The organism is Gordonia effusa NBRC 100432 (assembly GCF_000241305.1).
Lineage (GTDB): Bacteria > Actinomycetota > Actinomycetes > Mycobacteriales > Mycobacteriaceae > Gordonia > Gordonia effusa.
Window position 1 is genome coordinate 108304 of record NZ_BAEH01000106.1, and the last position, 19111, is coordinate 127414.

21 protein-coding genes are annotated in these 19111 nt (G+C 61.7%); 11 read left to right on the top strand and 10 right to left on the bottom strand.

Features of this window, described 5'->3' with window-relative positions:
* The first annotated feature begins 52 nt into the window (after nt 1–52).
* The gene (locus GOEFS_RS18885; protein ID WP_007319549.1) at nt 53–1024 is read left to right on the top strand and encodes an NAD(P)H-quinone oxidoreductase; all 972 of its coding nucleotides are present in this window, start codon (nt 53–55) and stop codon (nt 1022–1024) included.
* On the opposite strand, the gene GOEFS_RS18890 is transcribed toward GOEFS_RS18885, so the two are convergent.
* Both GOEFS_RS18890 and GOEFS_RS18895 read right to left on the bottom strand, forming a co-directional pair.
* The gene (locus tag GOEFS_RS18890) at nt 1021–1512 is read right to left on the bottom strand and encodes a MarR family winged helix-turn-helix transcriptional regulator (protein ID WP_007319550.1); all 492 of its coding nucleotides are present in this window, start codon (nt 1510–1512) and stop codon (nt 1021–1023) included. The genes GOEFS_RS18885 and GOEFS_RS18890 overlap by 4 nt on opposite strands.
* A gap of 41 nt (nt 1513–1553) precedes the next feature.
* Nucleotides 1554–2750, bottom strand: a complete 1197-nt coding sequence (locus GOEFS_RS18895; RefSeq protein ID WP_007319551.1) for a cysteine desulfurase-like protein — start codon at nt 2748–2750, stop codon at nt 1554–1556.
* Between the two features lie 119 nt (nt 2751–2869).
* Here GOEFS_RS18895 and GOEFS_RS18900 point away from each other — a divergent pair, with 119 nt between their 5' ends.
* The 5 genes from GOEFS_RS18900 to GOEFS_RS18920 all read left to right on the top strand — a co-directional run bounded on the left by GOEFS_RS18900 (nt 2870) and on the right by GOEFS_RS18920 (nt 7350).
* Nucleotides 2870–3412: a bacterial proteasome activator family protein gene (locus GOEFS_RS18900; RefSeq protein WP_138918063.1), complete on the top strand. Its 543-nt coding sequence runs from the start codon at nt 2870–2872 to the stop codon at nt 3410–3412.
* A 38-nt stretch (nt 3413–3450) separates the two neighbouring features.
* Nucleotides 3451–4308, top strand: a complete 858-nt coding sequence (gene wzm, locus GOEFS_RS18905; protein ID WP_007319553.1) for a galactan export ABC transporter permease subunit Wzm/RfbD — start codon at nt 3451–3453, stop codon at nt 4306–4308.
* Nucleotides 4309–4316: 8 nt separating this feature from the next.
* Nucleotides 4317–5243: a galactan export ABC transporter ATP-binding subunit Wzt/RfbE gene (gene wzt / locus GOEFS_RS18910; RefSeq protein ID WP_007319554.1), complete on the top strand. Its 927-nt coding sequence runs from the start codon at nt 4317–4319 to the stop codon at nt 5241–5243.
* Nucleotides 5233–6183 (top strand): galactofuranosyltransferase GlfT1, encoded by a 951-nt coding sequence (glfT1, locus tag GOEFS_RS18915; protein ID WP_007319555.1) that lies wholly within the window; start codon nt 5233–5235, stop codon nt 6181–6183. The genes wzt and glfT1 overlap by 11 nt, the downstream gene beginning before the upstream one ends.
* 288 nt (nt 6184–6471) lie before the next feature.
* Nucleotides 6472–7350: a TIGR03619 family F420-dependent LLM class oxidoreductase gene (locus GOEFS_RS18920; RefSeq protein WP_007319556.1), complete on the top strand. Its 879-nt coding sequence runs from the start codon at nt 6472–6474 to the stop codon at nt 7348–7350.
* A gap of 67 nt (nt 7351–7417) precedes the next feature.
* Here GOEFS_RS18920 and GOEFS_RS18925 read toward each other — a convergent pair whose 3' ends face one another.
* Nucleotides 7418–7894 (bottom strand): GtrA family protein, encoded by a 477-nt coding sequence (locus GOEFS_RS18925; RefSeq protein ID WP_007319557.1) that lies wholly within the window; start codon nt 7892–7894, stop codon nt 7418–7420.
* 34 nt (nt 7895–7928) lie between these two features.
* A complete protein-coding gene (locus GOEFS_RS18930) occupies nt 7929–8759 on the bottom strand; it encodes an aldo/keto reductase (RefSeq protein WP_007319558.1) in 831 nt (276 codons plus the stop codon).
* A gap of 75 nt (nt 8760–8834) precedes the next feature.
* On the opposite strand from GOEFS_RS18930, the gene GOEFS_RS18935 reads away from it, so the two are divergent.
* Nucleotides 8835–9521 (top strand): lysophospholipid acyltransferase family protein, encoded by a 687-nt coding sequence (locus tag GOEFS_RS18935; protein WP_040525544.1) that lies wholly within the window; start codon nt 8835–8837, stop codon nt 9519–9521.
* A gap of 2 nt (nt 9522–9523) precedes the next feature.
* Here the strand turns inward: GOEFS_RS18935 and GOEFS_RS18940 are convergent, their stop codons facing one another.
* Genes GOEFS_RS18940 through GOEFS_RS18950 form a run of 3 tightly spaced genes read right to left on the bottom strand, consistent with a single transcriptional unit; the run spans nt 9524 to nt 13391 of the window.
* Nucleotides 9524–10843: a metal-dependent hydrolase family protein gene (locus GOEFS_RS18940; RefSeq protein WP_007319560.1), complete on the bottom strand. Its 1320-nt coding sequence runs from the start codon at nt 10841–10843 to the stop codon at nt 9524–9526.
* A gap of 14 nt (nt 10844–10857) precedes the next feature.
* Complete coding sequence (locus GOEFS_RS18945) at nt 10858–12105, bottom strand: threonine/serine exporter family protein (protein WP_007319561.1); 1248 nt, start codon at nt 12103–12105, stop codon at nt 10858–10860.
* Complete coding sequence (locus tag GOEFS_RS18950) at nt 12102–13391, bottom strand: CapA family protein (RefSeq protein WP_007319562.1); 1290 nt, start codon at nt 13389–13391, stop codon at nt 12102–12104. The genes GOEFS_RS18945 and GOEFS_RS18950 overlap by 4 nt, the downstream gene beginning before the upstream one ends.
* A 116-nt stretch (nt 13392–13507) precedes the next feature.
* Between GOEFS_RS18950 and GOEFS_RS18955 the strand changes: the two genes are divergently transcribed.
* Entirely contained in the window at nt 13508–14059 is a 552-nt protein-coding gene (locus tag GOEFS_RS18955) for a TetR/AcrR family transcriptional regulator (protein ID WP_007319563.1), read from the top strand.
* Nucleotides 14060–14066: 7 nt separating this feature from the next.
* On the opposite strand, the gene GOEFS_RS18960 is transcribed toward GOEFS_RS18955, so the two are convergent.
* Nucleotides 14067–14984 (bottom strand): LysR family transcriptional regulator, encoded by a 918-nt coding sequence (locus GOEFS_RS18960; RefSeq protein ID WP_040525546.1) that lies wholly within the window; start codon nt 14982–14984, stop codon nt 14067–14069.
* An 89-nt stretch (nt 14985–15073) separates the two neighbouring features.
* Between GOEFS_RS18960 and mqo the strand changes: the two genes are divergently transcribed.
* Nucleotides 15074–16498: a malate dehydrogenase (quinone) gene (gene mqo / locus GOEFS_RS18965; RefSeq protein WP_007319565.1), complete on the top strand. Its 1425-nt coding sequence runs from the start codon at nt 15074–15076 to the stop codon at nt 16496–16498.
* Here the strand turns inward: mqo and GOEFS_RS18970 are convergent.
* Nucleotides 16440–16925, bottom strand: a complete 486-nt coding sequence (locus tag GOEFS_RS18970) for a DUF4188 domain-containing protein (RefSeq protein WP_040525547.1) — start codon at nt 16923–16925, stop codon at nt 16440–16442. The two genes, mqo and GOEFS_RS18970, sit on opposite strands and share 59 nt — an antisense overlap.
* An 87-nt stretch (nt 16926–17012) precedes the next feature.
* Here GOEFS_RS18970 and GOEFS_RS18975 point away from each other — a divergent pair, with 87 nt between their 5' ends.
* A complete protein-coding gene (locus GOEFS_RS18975; protein WP_007319567.1) occupies nt 17013–17675 on the top strand; it encodes a MerR family transcriptional regulator in 663 nt (220 codons plus the stop codon).
* Entirely contained in the window at nt 17672–18607 is a 936-nt protein-coding gene (locus GOEFS_RS18980; RefSeq protein ID WP_007319568.1) for an alpha/beta fold hydrolase, read from the top strand. Before GOEFS_RS18975 ends, GOEFS_RS18980 begins: the two co-directional genes overlap by 4 nt.
* A 64-nt stretch (nt 18608–18671) precedes the next feature.
* Here GOEFS_RS18980 and GOEFS_RS18985 read toward each other — a convergent pair whose 3' ends face one another.
* Nucleotides 18672–19055: a hypothetical protein gene (locus tag GOEFS_RS18985; RefSeq protein ID WP_138918064.1), complete on the bottom strand. Its 384-nt coding sequence runs from the start codon at nt 19053–19055 to the stop codon at nt 18672–18674.
* Nucleotides 19056–19111: the final 56 nt, after the last annotated feature.

Below are 19111 nucleotides of genomic sequence, written 5' to 3' on the forward strand. Positions count from 1 at the left end.
ACCGCCCGACCAGAACCCCAATCGCCCGACGCTGCGCCGTACGCTCGAGGCCATGCGTGCCATCGTTGCGGAGAACTCCGAACTCGTCATCGTCGACCGCCCCACCCCCTCCCCCGCCGCCGGCGAGGTCGTGATCAAGGTGGCCGCCGCCGGCGTCAACCGCGCCGACCTCATGCAGCGCCAAGGCTTCTACCCGCCGCCGCCCGGTGCGAGCGACGTCCTCGGCCTTGAAGTGTCCGGCGAGATCACCGAAGCGGCCCCCGACGTAACGCAGTGGTCGGTCGGCGACAAAGTCTGCGCTCTACTGGCTGGCGGCGGCTATGCGGAGTACGTGAATGTGCCAGCCGCACAAGTACTTCCGATCCCAGACGGTGTCGACCTCAATACCGCAGCCGCATTGCCCGAGGTAGCCTGCACGGTTGTATCCAACGTCGTGACGGCCGCTGGCCTACAACGTGGCGAGACGCTGCTCATCCACGGCGGCGCCAGCGGCATCGGCACCCACGCCATCCAACTCGCCAAAGCTCTCGGCGCGAAAGTCGCGGTCACCGCTGGATCGCCAGAGAAGCTAGCCGCGTGCACGACCTTAGGCGCCGACGTCGCCATCAACTACCACGACGACGACTTCGCAAAAACACTCACTGACCTCGGTGGCGCCGACGTCATTCTCGACATCATCGGCGCCAAATACCTCGCCCAGAACGTCGCCGCGCTGGCCACCGGCGGCCGCATCGTCATCATCGGTATGCAGGGCGGCGTCAAAGGCGAACTCAACATCGGCGCGTTGATGGCCAAACGCGCCTCGATCACCGGCACCACGCTGCGTGCCCGGCCAGTCGACGGCCCGGGCGGCAAAGCGGAGATCGTCGCCAACACGCTCGCGACCACGTGGCCATTGATCGCCGATGGCGACATCAAACCTATTGTGTCCCAAACATTTTCATTCGACGACGCCACGTCGGCACACCTCTGCCTAGAACGCGGGGAAGCGACTGGAAAGGTTCTGCTGACCGTCTCCGATTAGGACTTCGCGATGTCGGCCAACACTGCCTGACGCACCTTGATCATCGCGGTGCCAAGTATCGCGAATTCCTCGGGCGTCACGACATCGACGACAAACTTGCGAACTAGCTTGTCGCGCAACTCCGACGCCTCCACCAGAAAGCGCTTTCCTTCGTCGGAAACCCGCACCCACCGCTGGCGGGCATCACATGCCTCACCCACAACGCGTTCGACCCGCCCAGTCTCGACAAGGCGCGTAATTTGTCGCGAAACCGTGCTCAGCGATATCTGAGTGGCCGATGCAAGATCGGAGATCCGCATCTGATCATGCCTCGACAGCGCCTCTAGGACGCGCCAATCGGGTGTCTGAGGTAGTCCCGCGTCAGCGAGCCCCTGATTGATCGCGGCGAACAAATGCCAGCCTCCGCTGACGAAGTCGTCCCACGATTGACGCTCAGATTCGGTGAAGCCATTCGCCCCCCGCACCACAACTGATTCAGATTCGCTCACCGCAACTACCTATCACTCGCCAAATTACGCCCAGCGTAGTCTCACGCGAGCGACGCGAGCGTACGGACGAGATGATCGACCTCATAGGGTGTCGAATAGGGGGATAATCCGATCGTCACCGCACCATCGACCTCGTCGACGCCGGCCTGCGCCAGCGCGCGTGACGGTACGGCGGTCAGTGCGCAGATCCCATTGTCGGCTAACCGGCGAACCACCTTGTCACCACTCACCCCGTCAACGGTGAAACTGACCAGCGGAACGCGGTTCTCGGCGGTCCCGAATACCCGCACCGGACTGAGATTTTCCAGGGAGTTGATGAGGTAGAACATCAGTCGCTGCAGATATTCGTACACCCCGTCGAGCGAGGTCACCAGCCGACGTCGACGTTTGCCGATCGCGTCGTCGTCGAGGGAAGCAAGGTGTTCCACCGACGCAACCACACCGGCCAGCAACGCGCCTTGATGCTGGCCGATTTCCAGTCGCGCGGGTCCCGACGCCGCCGGGTCGACAGACAGCGATTCAAGCGTGTCGATTTCGGCGGGGTCGGCGAAAACCATCGCTGCCACTCGCGGACCGCCCCACCGGTCAGCCGAGACCACAACGACGTCGGCACCGAGTTCGGCGATATCGAGAGACAGATAGGGCGCAGCGCTACTCGCGTCGACGATCACCTTGGCTCCCGCGTTGTGGGCCAGCGTCGCGATCTCGTTGATGTCAGTGAGTGCACCCGTGGTCGACGATGCAAGGGTCACCGCGACGATTTTGGTCGCGTCAGAGATCAGATCGGTGAACTGCTCGGTGGGCAGCCGTCCGGACTCGATATCCATCTCGGCCCAGCGGACTCGAGCACCGAGTGCCGACGCGTGGCGCAACCACGGCACGATATTCGCCTCGTCATCGACTTTGCTCAGCAACACTTCGGTACCCCACCACCGTTGTGTGCCATACGCATCGGCGAGGTTGCCGATCAGCGCGCCTACCGACGATCCGAGGACCACTCCGCTGGGATCAGCGGCCAACAGATCGGCGATGGACCGTCGGGCACTGGACACGACGTCGAGTGTGGCTCGACTAGCTGGGTAAACACCGCCGGGCGCCGAGACCAACGATCGGAATCCGGTCGACACCGCCGAGGCCACGGCGTCCGGAATTTGCATGCCGGCCTGCGGGTCGAAATGTATCCAACCGTCGCCCAGCGAAGGAAAGAGCCCTCGCGCGTGAGCGACATCGAACGTCATGAGTCACACGATAGACGGTGACACTTCGATGCCGTCCAACAGTTCACTGCCCGCAGCCCAGACGGTGTGTGGCCAGCTGCCCCAACGGTCGGGCCGATCGGAGATGTCAGACTAGAGAGATGATGAGTGGACCTTTTGGCTCCGGCGGCCCCGGTCAATTGAGCGGCGGCGGCAGTGAGGGCACCGAAATTCCCGATAACGTCATTGTCGTGAGCAATGGATCCGACGACGACAACCCCAGCGTCGCCGACATGGTCGAGCAGCCAGCGAAGGTGATGCGGATCGGCACCATGATCAAGCAGCTACTCGAGGAGGTCCGCGCCGCTCCACTCGACGACGCGAGTCGCACTCGCCTGCGCGAAATCCATCAGTCGTCGGTCCGGGAACTCGAGGACGGCCTGGCTCCGGAACTGCGGGAAGAGTTAGAGCGCCTCGCATTGCCGTTCACCGACGACGCGACGCCGTCGGATGCCGAATTGCGAATCGCTCAAGCCCAGCTCGTCGGCTGGCTCGAAGGCCTGTTCCACGGCATCCAGACCGCGTTATTCGCACAGCAGATGGCCGCACGAACCCAACTCGAGCAAATGCGACAAGGTGCGCTGCCACCCGGCGTCGGCCCCGGTGGCGCCGCCGGAGGACACGGCCCCGGCCAATATCTGTGACCGCTCGCACTGCTCCGCGACAGGTAGAGTGACCCTTCGTGTCATCGGCAGTCAACGATCGAGTGATTCCCCCCGCGCCAGAGACGTCGGATTCGAGGACTCTGCGGCGTGCCTTCGCCGATCTCTCCGAAGGTTTGCGTACCCGCGAACTGTGGCTGCATCTCGGCTGGCAGGACATCCGACAGCGTTACCGCCGCTCGGTTCTCGGTCCGCTGTGGATAACGGTCGCCACCGCGATCACTGCAGTCGCGATGGGCCTGCTCTACAGCCAGCTATTCGGCATCGACATCGATACATTCCTGCCATACGTGACGTTGGGCCTGGTGTTCTGGAACTTCATTCAGAACTCCATCACTGATGGCTCGGAGGTGTTCGCCACCAACGAAGGCCTCATCAAACAACTCCCCGCCCCGGTCAGCGTGCACGTTTACCGCATCGTGTGGCGGCAGTTGATCATCTTCGCGCACAACATCGTGATCTTTATCGCGATCTGGGCCATCTTCCGTCCGCCGACCGGCTGGACAGCGCTGCTCATCGTGCCGGCGATGGCCCTGTTCGTGTTGAACTCGATCTGGGTGACCATCGTCTTCGGCATCTTGTCCACCCGCTTCCGCGACATCAAGCAATTGCTCACCACCGCGGTCCAGCTCATCTTCTTCATGACGCCCATCATCTGGTCGATCAATATGGATTCGATGAGCAAGATGTCCGACCGCATGCGCTTGGTGGAACTCAATCCGATGTATCACTACTTGGAGATCACCCGCGGCCCACTGCTGGGTCAGCACGTCGAGTTCTACCACTGGGCAATCGTGTTGGGCTGCACCGCGGTTGGCTGGCTGATGGCACTGTTCGTGATGCGCAACTACCGCGCCCGTGTGGCGTACTGGGTTTAGGACTCACTGTGAAGCACTCAATACTCAAGTCCGCGGCCCTCGTCGACGCTGACAAGGTCCGCGTCGACACCTGGAATGCCTGCGTCGACTTCCCCATCTTCGACGCCAAGACTCGCTCCATCAAGAAGTCGGTCCTCGGCAAGGCCGGCGGGGTCATCGGTTCCACCGGATCGAATCTTGTTGTGGTCGAGGCACTTCGCAACATCAACTTGCATCTTGAACACGGGGATCGTGTCGGTCTAGTCGGCCATAACGGGGCTGGAAAGTCGACGTTGCTCCGCCTGTTGTCCGGTATCTACGAACCGACCCGCGGCGCATGCCGGGTGCAAGGCCGCGTGGCGCCGGTCTTCGACCTCGGTGTCGGCATGGACCCGGAGATCTCCGGTTACGAGAACATCGTCATCCGCGGCATGTTCCTGGGCATGAGCCGCAAGGAAATGCTGCGTAAGACCGACGAAATCGCCGAATTCACCGAGTTGGGCGACTATCTCGAAATGCCGCTGCGCACGTACTCCACGGGTATGCGCGTCCGCGTCGCGCTCGGTGTGGTCACCAGCATCGATCCGGAGATCCTGATCCTCGACGAGGGTATCGGCGCGGTCGACGCCGACTTCATGCGCAAGGCGCGAGTTCGCTTGCAGGCCTTGGTCGAACGCTCCGGCATTCTCGTCTTCGCCAGCCACTCGAACGAATTCCTCGCCCAGCTCTGTGACCGCGCGTTGTGGATCGACCACGGCCAGATTCGCATGGAGGGTGGCATCGAGGAAGTGGTGAACGCTTACGAAGGCCCCGACGCCGCCGCGCGCGTCCGCAAGGTCCTCGCCAACCTCGAAGCCGACGACAAAGCGCGGCCAAATTTCGTCGGGTCGGTGTCCGACGCACCTGAGGTCGGCGCCGACGAGACCGTCGAAGGCAAGGCTGACAGTGGTGAGTAGCCCCGACCGGATCGTCGCCGTGGTAGTGACGCATCGTCGGGCGGAGTTGCTCGCCGAGTCATTGAAAGTCATTGCCGCGCAAGATCGTCCGGTCGATCATCTGATCGTCGTCGACAACGCCGCCGAAGACCGCGTGGCTGATCTGGTCGCGGTCGCCGACGTCGAGACGACCTATATCGGGTCGCAGCACAACCTCGGCGGCGCGGGTGGTTTCGCGCTCGGCATGTTGCACGCGCTGGCGTTGGGCGCCGACTGGGTGTGGTGCGCCGACGACGATGGCAGACCCGAAGGACCCCAAGTGCTTTCGACGCTGCTCGACTGCGCGACGCGGCACGGGCTCGCCGAAGTGTCACCAGTGGTGTGCAATATCGACGACCCCGACACCCTCGCTTTCCCCCTGCGTCGGGGCTTGGTGTGGCGACGCAAGCGGTCGGAACTATTTGAGGGACAGGAGAATACCGGCGCCGGGAGCGCAGCGAGCGGGCCGCAAGCTACCGATGATCTCCTCGAAGGCATCGCATCATTGATGAACGGTGCGCTGTTCTCCGCCAAGGCGCTCGAGCAGGTCGGCGTACCCGATCTGCGACTATTCTTCCGCGGCGACGAGGTGGAGATGCACCGTCGGCTGACACGGTCGGGATTGCGCTTCGGAACATGCCTGAGCACGGCGTACCTCCATCCCGACGGCAGCGATGAATTCCGTCCGATCCTCGGTGGCCGCATGCACACCCAATACCCAGATAACGCGAACAAGCGCTTCTTCACTTACCGCAATCGCGGCTATCTGATGAGCCAGCCAGGGATGCGTAAGTTGATTCCGCAGGAGTATGCCCGATTCGGGTGGTACTTCCTGATTCAGCAACGCGACGTCGGCGGCTTCCGCGAATGGCTACGGTTGCGCAAACTCGGTCGGGCGGAACACTTTTCGCGACCGGAGTAGGTGCGGGGTCAGGAAAGTCGTTGGCTGAGTGGCGAATTCGTCTCGCGGGGTCTCGATACACGGCCCCCTCGCTGCGCTCGTGGGCCGCACTCGACCATCAGAAGGTGGTCACCCCTCCCCGCTCGTGGGCCGCACTCGACCATCAGAAGGTGGTCACCCTTCCCCGCTCGTCGAGTGCCCGACGAGGCGGGTGTATCGAGACGCCGCAACCAACTTCGGCAACCCCGCCCCCACTGAACTAGAACGTGTTCTACTGTGGAGAGACGCCCACTCCAGACAGGACCTCGAATGCGTTTCACGTTCGCCGAAGCCATGACCGATACGTCCTTCTACGCGCCGCTCGCCCAGGCGGCCGAGAAGGCTGGGTTCGACGGCTTCACCATCCCCGATTCACTCGCCTACCCCGAACAATCCGATGCCACCTACCCCTACACCCCCGACGGCAATCGTGAATTCCTCGACGGCAAAGACTTCATCGAAACCTTCATCGCCGGAGCGGCATTGGGCGCGGTCACCGAGACGATCAGGTTCACCCCGTTCGTCGTGAAACTGCCGGTTCGCCCGCCCGCGCTGGTGGCCAAACAGGCGATGTCGATCGCGACTTTGACCAACAACCGGTTCGCGATGGGCGTTGGCACCAGTCCGTGGCCCGAGGACTACGACTTCATGGGCGTCGACTTCAAACGTCGCGGCAAGCGAATGGATGAGTGCATGGACATCATCCGTGGTCTGTCGACCGGCGAGTATTTCGAGTTCCACGGCGAGTTCTACGACATCCCCAAGATCAAAATGTCCCCCGCTCCGACCGAACCCATCCCGATGCTGGTCGGTGGTCATGCCGACGCAGCGCTCCGTCGTGCGGTGGTTCGCGGTGACGGATGGATGCACGGCGGCGGCGAAGCCGAAGAACTCGACATGTTGCTCGACAAGATCAACGACATCCGCAAGGCCGAGGGGAAACTCGACGACCCCTTCGAGATTCATGTCATCTCCCTCGACGCGTACACCATCGACGGCTGTAAACGCCTGGAAGACAAGGGAATTACCGACGTCATCGTCGGATTCCGGCTGCCCTACATCATGGGCAAAGACACCGAGCCGCTGCAGAAGAAGATCGATCACCTCAACTGGTACGCGGAGAATGTGATCGCGAAGGTCAACGGCTGAGATATGTCCCCTCGCTGAGGCAGACGGCATATAGACATCTGCGTAAGCGTCGGGACATATTTCGGCGCTACAACTTGAAAATCACCGCGCGCTGCACGACGAAGTTGATGACGGTGGCGATTCCCTGGGCGATGACAAAGGCAACCACACTGAAAATCTGCGAGTCGCCGAAAACATGCAGCAGCCAGGTATAGACGCCGACATTGACGACGAACGTCACCAGGTAGAGCACGACGACGGCAATGAAACGTGCTGTGCTCGGTTCAGCTTTGAACGTCCAGCGACGATTGATCAGGTAGGCAACTGTGGTCCCCAAGATGAACCCACATGCCTTGGCTAGCCAATTGTCTGCTCCGAAGCCGTACTGCAAGAGCTGAGTGAGTCCCAGATCCAGCACCGCCGACCCAGCACCGGTAATGATGAACCGAATTATCGCTGTTTTGAGGTCGACGTCGTCGCGCATCTCCTCGACCTCGAGCGGCAATTCCACCGGGGCCGGGATATGCGGGTGTTCGTTAGGGACGTTGGGGTCATGAGCGGACACCCCAGACACTCTAGCGGTGCGGGTTACCGACGCCTCAGAACTCCTCGACGACGTCCGAATCTCGCGCCGCGGCCTCGCCCCGGTCGAGTCCAGTCAATGTCTGCAGGTCGGCGTCGTCGAGGGTGAAATCGAAAATGTCGGCATTCTCGTCCTGACGTCCCCGATGCGACGACTTGGGCACCACACCGATTCCCTGCTGCACAGCCCAGCGCAACGCGATTTGGGTCGGAGATTTGCCATGTTTGCGGGCGAGGGCAAGGACTGACGGGTCGTTGAGTAACCCTTCTTTCCGTCCGGTCGGGTGCCACGCCTGGGCAAAGATGCCGTGTTCGGCCATGAACGCACGCAACTCGGTTCTCGCCAGCGATGGGGAACATTGGATCTGATTGATCTGCGGCCACACGCCGGTTGCGTCGTAAAGTGCTTGCAGCTGAGCCTGTTTGAAATTCGACACTCCGGGCACCCGGACGAAACCTTCGTCGGCGAGCGTTGTCAACGCCTGCCAGGTTTCCACCGTTTTGCCCAAACTCGGGCACGGCCAGTGGATCAGATATACATCGATCTGGGCGACTTGCAGGCGTCGGGCACTTTCCTTGGCCGCGTTGATCGTCTCGTCGTATCCGTGATCGCCGCCGGCGACCTTCGTCTGGATAAGAACGCGATCGCGGTCCACACCCGATTCGACGACACCAATGCCGACGCTGCGTTCATTGCCGTAGTGCGAGGCGGTGTCGAGCAATCGATAGCCATTGCGTACCGCGGTTTCGACCGCGCCGACACAGGGCTGCCCGAGCATGCCGAATGTGCCCAGGCCAACGAGCGGCAGGGAAACACCATTGCGTAGTTTGTACGTCGGAATCTCCACGTTGTCAGCCTAGTTGCGCCGCGCAGTGTCCGTAAGCCGATCACATGGCCGACTCCATAGTGGTAAACATCGATCATGTCGATACAGAGTCTGCGTCAAGCCTTTCGATATCGAGTGGCCCGGCATATCCTCATCGGTCCGTTCCTGTTCGTCTGGGGACGGCCGAAATTCACTGGGCAACACAACATTCCGAAGACCGGTCCGGTCATCCTGGCGGCAAACCATCTGGCCATCTCCGATTCGTTCTTCGTGGTCCTCGCCGCCCGACGTCCGGTGATGTTCCTGGCCAAGGCGGACTATTTCACCCAGCCCGGACTGCGCGGCAAATTTAAGAAGGTGTTCTTCTCGGGGATGGGCCAGATTCCGGTCGATCGCGCAGGCGGCGCCAAGTCGACCCCGGCCATCGACGCCGCAACGGGCATCGTCGACGACGGCGGCGCGTGGGGTATTCACCCCGAAGGCACGCGGTCACCCGACGGGCGAATGTATCGGGGTAAGACGGGCGTTGTGCGCGTCGCGGTCGCGACGGGCACCCCGATCATCCCGATCGCGCTCACCGGCACCGACAACCGGACCCGCACCAACTTCTGGAAGAGTCGTGTCGCGGTCGACATCTTGCCGCCGCTGGACTTGAGCCATATCCACGCCGACAACGAGGCCGAGATCCGCGAGGCCACCGACACGTTGATGTCGCAGATCCGCGCGAAGACCGGACAGGTCTACGTCGACACCTACGCCAAGCCGGGCAGCGCGACGAAATAGCGTCAGAACGAATCGAGTTTGGCGTCCAGGTCGTCGAATCGCTCGACGTCGGGCCGTTCGAGGAGGTGTCCACGAATCGCGACGAAACGCGGGCCGACGAACGCCCGGAAATCGGCGAGCGGATCGGCGTCGAGAACCACCAGATCGGCGGACTTCCCGACCGCCAATGATCCTGTCTCACCGTCGATTCCGAGGATTGCCGCATTGGCACCGGTAGCGGCGTGGAATGCCTCGGCGTGGCTGAGCCCGCCGTAGCGAACCACGTAGTCGAGTTCGCGCCAGGTGTTGTAGTGCGTGACATAGGTCAGCGCCGAATCGGTGCCCATTCCCATCGCGATGCCGTTCTCGTGTGCGCCGTGAATGGCGGCGATGATTCGATCGAGCACGATCTCCGCGTTGGCGCGGACGATCCGATCGGCACCCGTCTCGGACTCGCTGAGTTTCACCAATGGCAGCGCGGCCATCAACGTCGGGATAAGCGCAGACCGGCCATGTAGCGAGCGAGGGTTGTCGTGGAACAAATCGATGATCTCGTTGTCCATTTCACTACCGTGTTCGATGGTGTCGACGCCGGCGCGAAGGGCGGACCGCACCCCGTCGAGACTCTCCGCATGAGCGGCGACCACGATGCCGGCCTTATGCGCCTCCTCGCAGATCGCCGTCATCTCCTCTTCGGTCATCTGCGGCCGGCCGGCCTCGCCGATCGCGCGGGCATCGGTTACGCCGCCGGTCGCGGCGATTTTGATGGCATCGACGCCGTTGCGCAGGTTGACGCGCACATTCTTACGGGCGTCCCAGGGGTTGTCGCTGACGAGCGCGATGGTCGGGGTGCCGTGTCCGCCGCTCACCGCGAGCAATGGTCCCGACGCCAGAATGCGTGGACCGGGATACTTGCCCGCACCGATCTCGTTGCGGACCGCGACCACCTCATACCCGGCATCGCCAAGACTGCGGATGGTCGTAACACCCGAACGCAGTTGTGTCAGAACGTTTTTCGTCGCACGACGTTTGACAAACATTCGCCCGATGGGGCTATGGAAGAAGGCGGCGACCGCGGTCTCCGAGTGCTCACTGGTCAGTATCGCCGGAAGCGGCTTGCCGTCGGAGAATAGGTGCGCGTGTGCGTTGATGAGGCCGGGTGCGGTGAACGTGCCGGTGGCGTCGATCGTTCGATGTCCGGCTAGGACATCGGTTGTCGCGGCCGGACCAATCGCCGAGATGGCGCCGTCGGGTCCCACGACGATCGTTTGATCGGGCAAGACGGTGCCGGTCGCGTCGCCGGTGACGACGGTGGTGTGGGTGAGCGCGTATGGCGTTGACATCAGGTTCTCCTGGTTCACATGTGGTCCGCTGACGGATGTTTGACGACGAATAGGGTCTCGGCGATCAGGGCGCCGATCTTTGTGCCGAGGCACAGACTGACGAAAGTTTGGAAGATCATGCCGACCGAGCCGGCGTCCATCGACGCGAGCGCGACTAGGCCGACGGTCCCGGGAACCATGAGCAGGAAGGCCGGCTGGAAGGAGACGGTTGCTGGTACCGCGACTGTCATTCGTTCCAGAATTCGGGCGGCGACAAAAAGAACCGCCGCAGCGAATCCGGTAGCTACGACGTTGCCGACCAGCACGGTCACGGCAGAAACAACGCTGAAGGTGAGCGTCATCATCACCACGCTGAGCACGATCAATCGCGTCCCCGCACCGAACGCCAGGCCCACGCCGACCGCGAGTGCCACGACGCCGATCCACGACAGCGGGAACGGCGGCAGCCCCTGCCATCCGCCATTACCCGCGAGGCCGGGTATCTCGCCGACGAGCATCGCGGAATCGTGGTCGATATGCAGTCCGGTCACCGCCCCGCCCGCCAGGATGCCAACGCTCATGAACCCGAGCATCATCAATCCGTACATCAGCCGGGACGCCCCGGTGACGATGTCGGCGGCGGTGAGTTCGAGTAGCGCGTTGGTGATCAACGCGCCCGGCACCAGAATGGCGATCGGCGCGCAGACTCCGTAGAGCGGCACCGAATCGAAGTCGAAGATCGACGCCGTCGCACCGACCAGCGCTGTCGCGCCGAAGGCCGCGACAAATGGTGCCACGGCGTCGCCGTTGCGGGTCCGGCCGAGTATTGATGTCGTGAGGCCAACCAGTCCGCCGACGATGAACGCGACGACGATCGACCACCACGGACAGCGGAACACGACGGCCAGGCCACCGGCGACGAGGGCGCTCCCCATCACCCATGAAGCCACCGGCCGCGTCCGGGGCATGCGCCGGATGGCCGCGATTCGTTCGGGCACCTGAGCGAGCGCGACGTCGGCCGCAACGGTCTGCTGAACGAGCCGACTGGCGTGTGCCGCCTGTCGAAACGACAGTTCCTTCCCGGCGGACTGAACGAATGTCGTGTGTCCGGTGTCGCGGTCGGTGACCCACACGGCGATCGGCAATACCGCGAATTCGATGTCCTTTTCGGCTGGGTGCGTGTTGCGGACCGCTACCAGGTTGTCCCGGACGTCGGTAACCGACATTCCGGCGTCGAGCAAGAGCACACCGAGTTCGCCGAGTCGCCGGTCGTGATTGGTCATGGGTGGCTCGGCAATACCCTGATCGCCAAGTTCACCAGTCGGCCGATCTCCGCGCGCTCGGATGCTTCGTTCGCTGTCTCGTGCGCGGACATGGCGAGTAGATCGTGTATCCGAAAGTCGGTGCAGTTGCCCTTGCGATCGAACCTCGCGCGGCGATAGATCGGCTTCCACGAGACGTCTTTGATTCGGGTCACCGGCACGCCACCGTGGTGACCCTTCGCCAAGGTGAAGCGGATGATGTTGCCCAACATGCTGTTTGGCACCGCCCCAACATACGACATCAGATCGCCGTGCGCGTAGACGATAAGCGAATCCTTGCTGAAACCGGTACGCGGATCTGTGAAGCGATAGCGCTCCATCGGTTGAATCACGTGTGGATGATTACCCAGGATCACGTCGATGCCGAGCTCGACGAGTCGATGCCCATTATCGATCACCGTCTGGACGGGGAACGACTCGAATTCCAGACTCCAATGGACACAAGCGACGATCGCGTCAGCGTTTCGGTGGTGGGCGATATCTACGTGATGTCGCACCATCGACAAATCGGCGTCGGGCAGATTCAGCCGAAGATAGTTGACCAAATAGTCCTGTCCGGGCGGTATGTCGCGTCCATTAACTGAGAAGGTGTAGGAGAGGAATGCGACGCGGATCCCGCCGACATCGAGTACCGGAATATCGTCCCGCTCGGCTTTGGTGCGCGCTGTCCCGACATGTCCGCAGTCGTGTTCGTCGAGTACGTCGAGCGTTTCTCGTACTCCGACCACCCCCTGGTCGAGAGCATGATTATTGGCCGTGGAGAAGAACCCGAAGCCCGCGCCGATCACAATCCGCAATGTCTCCGGCGAGCTGTTGAGCGGAGGTGCGGACAAGATGCTCGATGGCGGGGCGCCTACTGCTCGTGACGGCGCTACCGGGGTTTCCAAATTGGCTATCGCGATGTCGGCGGCACGAAGGAACTCGTCAACGTCGTCCCACAGGTGCGCTGTGGTTTCCGGTCGAATGTGTTCGGAAGTGAGGATGTCGCCGGCCGAAGCGATCCGAGCGGAACATTCTTCGACGAAATCACCTGGCAGCGAATAGCGCATATCCTGAGCGGCGAAATAGTCTTCGATTCCGCTGCCGCGTTCGGCGTTTTCAACCGCGCCGAGGAAGAATTTATGCGCCCACCAGAGTTTTTCGGAAAGGCCCATCGTCCCGGCATTACCCTCGATCGATCGTGAGTAGCCCGCACCCGTGACCAGTCCATAGATCCAGCAGATCGTCCGAACCAGTCCGGTCAGCATCTCATCTCCTCGTCACTTGACTGTCACAGCTGTGACAGTTGAAAGTGTGATCAGAAGACGTAGGCAAGTCAATGAAATGACGGCAAGTGACACACTTGCCCGGAATGTGAGACACGATGACTGATTCGGCCGATCTCAGCGGCATCAATCCCATTGCGGCACGCTCACAGGAGTGGTTGATCAACGCGCTCTTCGCGCTCATGCGCGAAAAGTCGTATAGCGATATCACCATCACCGATATCGCTACCCGCGCAGAGTTGTCTCGTCGCACCTTCTATCGAAACTTCGCCACCAAAGATGAACTGATCGACGCATATTGCCGCAGGCTTGTCGACGACTACGTCCACCGTATGCGAAAAGCGGACTTGACCAAGTCTCGAGACGTCGCGCTGCGCTTCTTCGAATTTTGGACCGATCACGCCGACTTCCTCGAACTGCTCACATCGAGCGGTTTGAGCAGTTTGCTCCTGCGGAAGTTCAACGAGCACATCGGTGCGATCTTCATTCGCACTCAGACCCCGAGATTCGATGACGCCGTACATCTGGAATACGCGTTGGCATTCACCGCAGGCGGATACTTCAATGTGTTGTTCGCGTGGCTGCACCTCGGCAAACGCGAGACGCCGGCGGAGATGGCTGATGCCATCGTCTCACTCCCCGGCAATTAGTCAGCGCTCATTCTGCGCTGGCGATCTCCGGGAATCTGTTCCGCACATGCGCTTGCAAACGCAGCGCCGCAGCCGACACCGTCGACGACGACATCGCCAGCCCGACACTTCGGGTGAAGTCGCCGCCGGTCAGTTCCAGTGCCACAACGTCGTCTGCTGCATCGGCGTCGATCGACTGGGGCATGATCGCGATGCCGAGTCCCCGAGCGACCATCGATCGCATCGTCTCGAAATCCGCGACCTCGACGGTCACTCTCGGCTCGAATCCCGCTGCGGCACACCACCGTAACGTCTCTTGACGCAGGTGATAAGTCGACGGATTAGCGATGAAGTCCTCGTCGGCAAGGTCGGTGAGCCGTATCCGTTTCCGTCGCGCCAACCGATGATCGCGAGGAACGTGCACGCTTAGTCGCTGGGTTCCCAACGGCGCTGTCGGTAATCCAGTTGGCGTCGGAATCACGATGGCCAGGTCGAGTTCACCTTCGCGCAAGCAGCGCACCAGTTCGGCGCCGTGTGCCTGCCGCAGCACCAGACGAATTCTCGGCGCGATGTCGTGGAATTCGGCAAGCATCTTCGGAATCAGGTTGGGTCCCAAGCTAAGTGGAAATCCAAACCGAACCAGGCCAGCGTCGGGGTCGGCGTCGTCGACCGCCGCGCTCAATGCATGATCGATAGCTCGAAGGGGACCGCGAATACTGGCGAGCAGTTCACGACCCGCCGCGGTCAGCACCAGTCGACGACCCGCCGGAACGAACAGAGTCACTCCGAGCGTCTTCTCCAGGGCATGCAGTCTGCGACTGATCGATGACTGCGGAAGATCCAACAGCGCTGCCCCACGAGTGACATGCCCAGTTGTCGCGACCACTTCGAATGCCGCCAACGACGGCATCAGCTCACGAGTATGCATGGCCAGCATTTCATCCATATTTGGATGATAACCATCGAAACATACATTGGACAGATTGATTATTGTCGGCGCAGGATGGTGCCACACGCATCCAGGAAGGCCACACAATGACTACTCGATCCGCTTCGGCCACCTACGACGTCGTCTTGATCGGGGGTGGCATCATGTCAACGACGCTGGGAGCGATGCTGAGCACGCTCGCTCCCGATCTACGCATTGTGCTGCTCGAACGCGCCGACCGGCTCGCCCAGGAGAGTTCTGGATCGTGGAACAACGCGGGCACCGGCCATTCAGGATTCTGCGAACTCAATTACATGCCCGACCCCGCCGACGGCGAGAAGGCACTCGACGTCGCGCGGCAATACCGGATCACCCGCCAGTGGTGGTCATCGCTCGCCGACCGCGGGCTCGTCGACCTCGAAACATTCGTCCGTTCGACGCCGCATATGAATCTGGTATTCACCCCAGAAGATGTCTCCTACCTTCGGCAGCGCCACGAAACTCTCTCGGCATCAACACTTTTCGATGAGATGGAATACAGCGAAGACCCCGATACCATTCGGTCCTGGGCTCCGCTGTCGATCCAGGGGCGCACCGACGGGCCCATCGCCGCAACGCGAGTCGCCGGTGGCACCGACGTCGACTTCGGGTCGCTCACCCACTCCCTCGCATCGATCATCACCGAGAACGGCGGCGAAGTGCGCACCAGCGCCGAGGTGACCAAGCTGCGACGAAGCTCGGGAGGTTGGGTTATCTACGGACGAAATCGGCACGGAGATAAGGGTTTTGAACTTGACGCGCGGTTTGTCTTCGTCGGCGCCGGCGGTCAGGCTCTACGACTCCTACAGAAGGCCAACGTCGCCGAGGTGCGCGGATACGGGGTCCTGCCGGTGGGCGCCGCATTCCTCCGCTGCACCGATCCTGAGGTCGTCGGCCGGCACGACGCGAAAGTCTACGGTCAAGCACCGACCGGGGCGCCGCCGATGTCGGTGCCGCACTTGGATAAACGGTTCGTCGGCGGCGAACTGGCACTGATGTTCGGTCCGTATGCGACCTTCAGTACCCGTCTCCTCCGTGGCGGCAAGCTGACCGACTTCTTCGCAACGGTCCGTTGGCATAACGCCGTCGGCCTGGCATGCGCGATAGCTGGAAACTGGCGGTTGGTGAAATACCTTCTAGGGCAACTGCTTTCCTCGCGAACACGACGATTCGCACAGCTCCGCGCGTATTACCCCACCGCGAACCCCGACCAGTGGGAACTGATCGGAGCAGGTCAGCGAGCACAGTTGATCCGACGGGTCGGCCGCAATCCCGGTGTGCTGCATACCGGTACCGAGTTGGTCGTCGGCGCCGACGGCACTATCGCGGGCCTGCTCGGCGCATCACCGGGCGCGTCGACCGCGGTTCCGATCATGCTGGACCTTCTGCGACAATGCTTCCCAGACCGTTGGCACCGGGACTGGCAGGCACAGCTCACCCGCGCGATACCCGACGTAGCATCCGCTGCCGGGCCGAGCGGGTCGCCACGGTAATGGGCTCCGACGTCGTCGCGGCGGCCAAACCGGTGACCGGCATTGCGCCATAGATAGATTCAGCATTTCCGGCCGGAACGTCGTAGGTTTCGTGCCAGATCCCTACCGCCTCGGGGGCGGCTTTTGCCCTGGCGTAGAAGGCTTTCCACGCGGGCCAATGTCGATGATCGGCGTCGCGTGCGTACTGATAGAGCTCGTCGACGCTGCGCCAGTACTGGACAACCATCGCGCCGCGCGGCTGTAGCGCGAGCTGGTAGTTCAACAGCCCGCTAGCCGGGTCCTGTTCAAGTTCCCGCAGCATTCTCGGCATGGCCGTGAATACCGGGACCCACTGTTTGACTCGAAGTGGATTGTTGATGCGGAATCCGATGAGAAACAGAACCATCGGGTCATCGGACTTATGTGTCGTGGTCGGTACATTGCCCATGATTGCCTCCGGGAGGGCTGATTGGATAGTACGACTCTCCAATAATGGATAGCGGTAGTATCCAATGTCAAGCAGATTGGAGATCCAGTGCAAATATCCGAGTTGGCCGCAACCACCGGACACACCGTGGCCACCGTCAAGTTCTATCTCCGCACCGGACTACTGCCGCCCGGCGAACGCACCAGCGCGACGCGCGCCACCTACGACGCCGACCATGTCCAACGATTGCGGCTGATCCGCGCGCTGATCGACGTCGGCGGGCTCAGCTTGGCGCAGGTACAACAGGTGCTGGAGGTGCTGGGCGGTGAAGACCGTTCTCCGACCGAAGTTCTCGGTGCCGCCTATTTCGCACTGGCCGGTCGCGCGCCAACCGAGAGCGATGGGCGAGTGCGCAAGGTGCTCGTCGAACTGGGCTGGGCGCCACTGTCCCACGATCCGTATCTCGCACGGCTGGAGGAAGTTGTCATCGCGTTGGACGATCTCGGCGTGCCAATATCCGACGACGCTTTGCGCACATACGCGCGCGCTGCGATGGATGTCGCGACCGTCGACATCGATCGCGCGGACATCTCCTCTAACCAGATGACCAACCTCAGCAAAGGTCTGACGACGATGGCCGCGGGAACCATTCTCTACGAACCGATCCTGACCGGACTACGCCGTCTTGCGCACGCCGAAATCACGATATCGCGGTATGGACGACCCACACCCGCAGATGACGAGCGCGCACATGACAAGATGGGCGAATGACCAGCCCAGCCAACTTCGCGACCGTCGGCGACCTGAAGATCTGTTACGACGAATTCGGTGACGTCGACGACCCCGCCGTGCTTCTCATTATGGGTATCGGGGCACAGATGGTGTTCTGGCGCAGCGAGTTCTGTCAGCAACTCGCCGATCAGGGCTACCGCGTGATCCGGTTCGACAATCGCGACAGCGGCCTGTCGTCGAAGCTCGACGGTGTGCGCGCCGGCGGCGGATCCATGGTCGGAAATATGACGCGCTACTACCTCGGACGGCCCACCGCGAACACGGCCTACACGCTGATCGACATGGCCGACGATGCCGCTGGCGTACTCGACCATCTTGGCGTGACCAGTGCGCATATCGTTGGGGCCTCGATGGGCGGCATGATCGCCCAGGTCTTCGCCGCCGAGCACCCCGATCGGACCCGCACGCTCACCGTCATCATGTCCAGCAGCAACAAGGGTTTCCTCGCACCTCCGGGACCGAAACAGCTTGTCGCACTACTTAAGCCGCCACCTAGGGGCTCAAGCCGCGAGGAAATCATCGCGAATACCGTTAGCGTCGGCGACATCATCGGCAGCCCCGTGCATCGGCCGGCACCCGAAGTAGCACTGGCTCATGCCACTGAGTATTACGACCGCAGCTACTACCCGATCGGCTTCGCGCGGCAGTTCGCGGCGATCATGGGCACCGGTAGTCTCACGCCATTCGACAACCGAATCACGGCCCCCACCTTGGTTTTACACGGCGCGCAGGACAAACTCATGCGGCCGTCGGGCGCCCGGTCGATAGCCGACGCGATTGACGATGCACAGTTCACGTTGGTCGACGGCATGGGCCACGACCTGCCAGAACCGTTGTGGGACAGAATCATCGGCGATCTGACCGCGAACTTCCGCCGAGACCCCCTGCCACCGCGAAAATCGTCCGAATAGTGACCCGGCGGGGGCATATTGCCCCCGCCGACCACTTATTCGGACGATTTTCCCAAGTCAGTGTCTACCACTGAGTCCAAATGGTGAACGGACGCCTTGACTTCTTGTTGATAGTCACGATCAGACGACCGTTCGGCTTCGCCGCAGCCTCGTTCACGACACGTTGGGCGGACGTGAAACGAACAAGGCCTTTACCTGGAATGTAGTAGAGCTTCGCATCACGCGACTCAGGGTCGGGACCAATGTAGCGATGCTGCCGAACCGCTGGATTGTCGGCAAGAGTGGAAATGCCAGACCGCGAAATCTGCACCGTCTCGGCGTGACTGAACGAAATTACGGTGTAGTACTCAGTTTCATATACCTGCGCCGCTTGCGCGGAAGACGCACCCGCGGTTGCCAATCCAGTCATCATCATCAATGCCGCGAACGCGACCATTAACCGTTTCATCATTGCCATCCCTCTCCCCTGGACCACGCGGGTTGCATGATCGCGAACTGTACGAG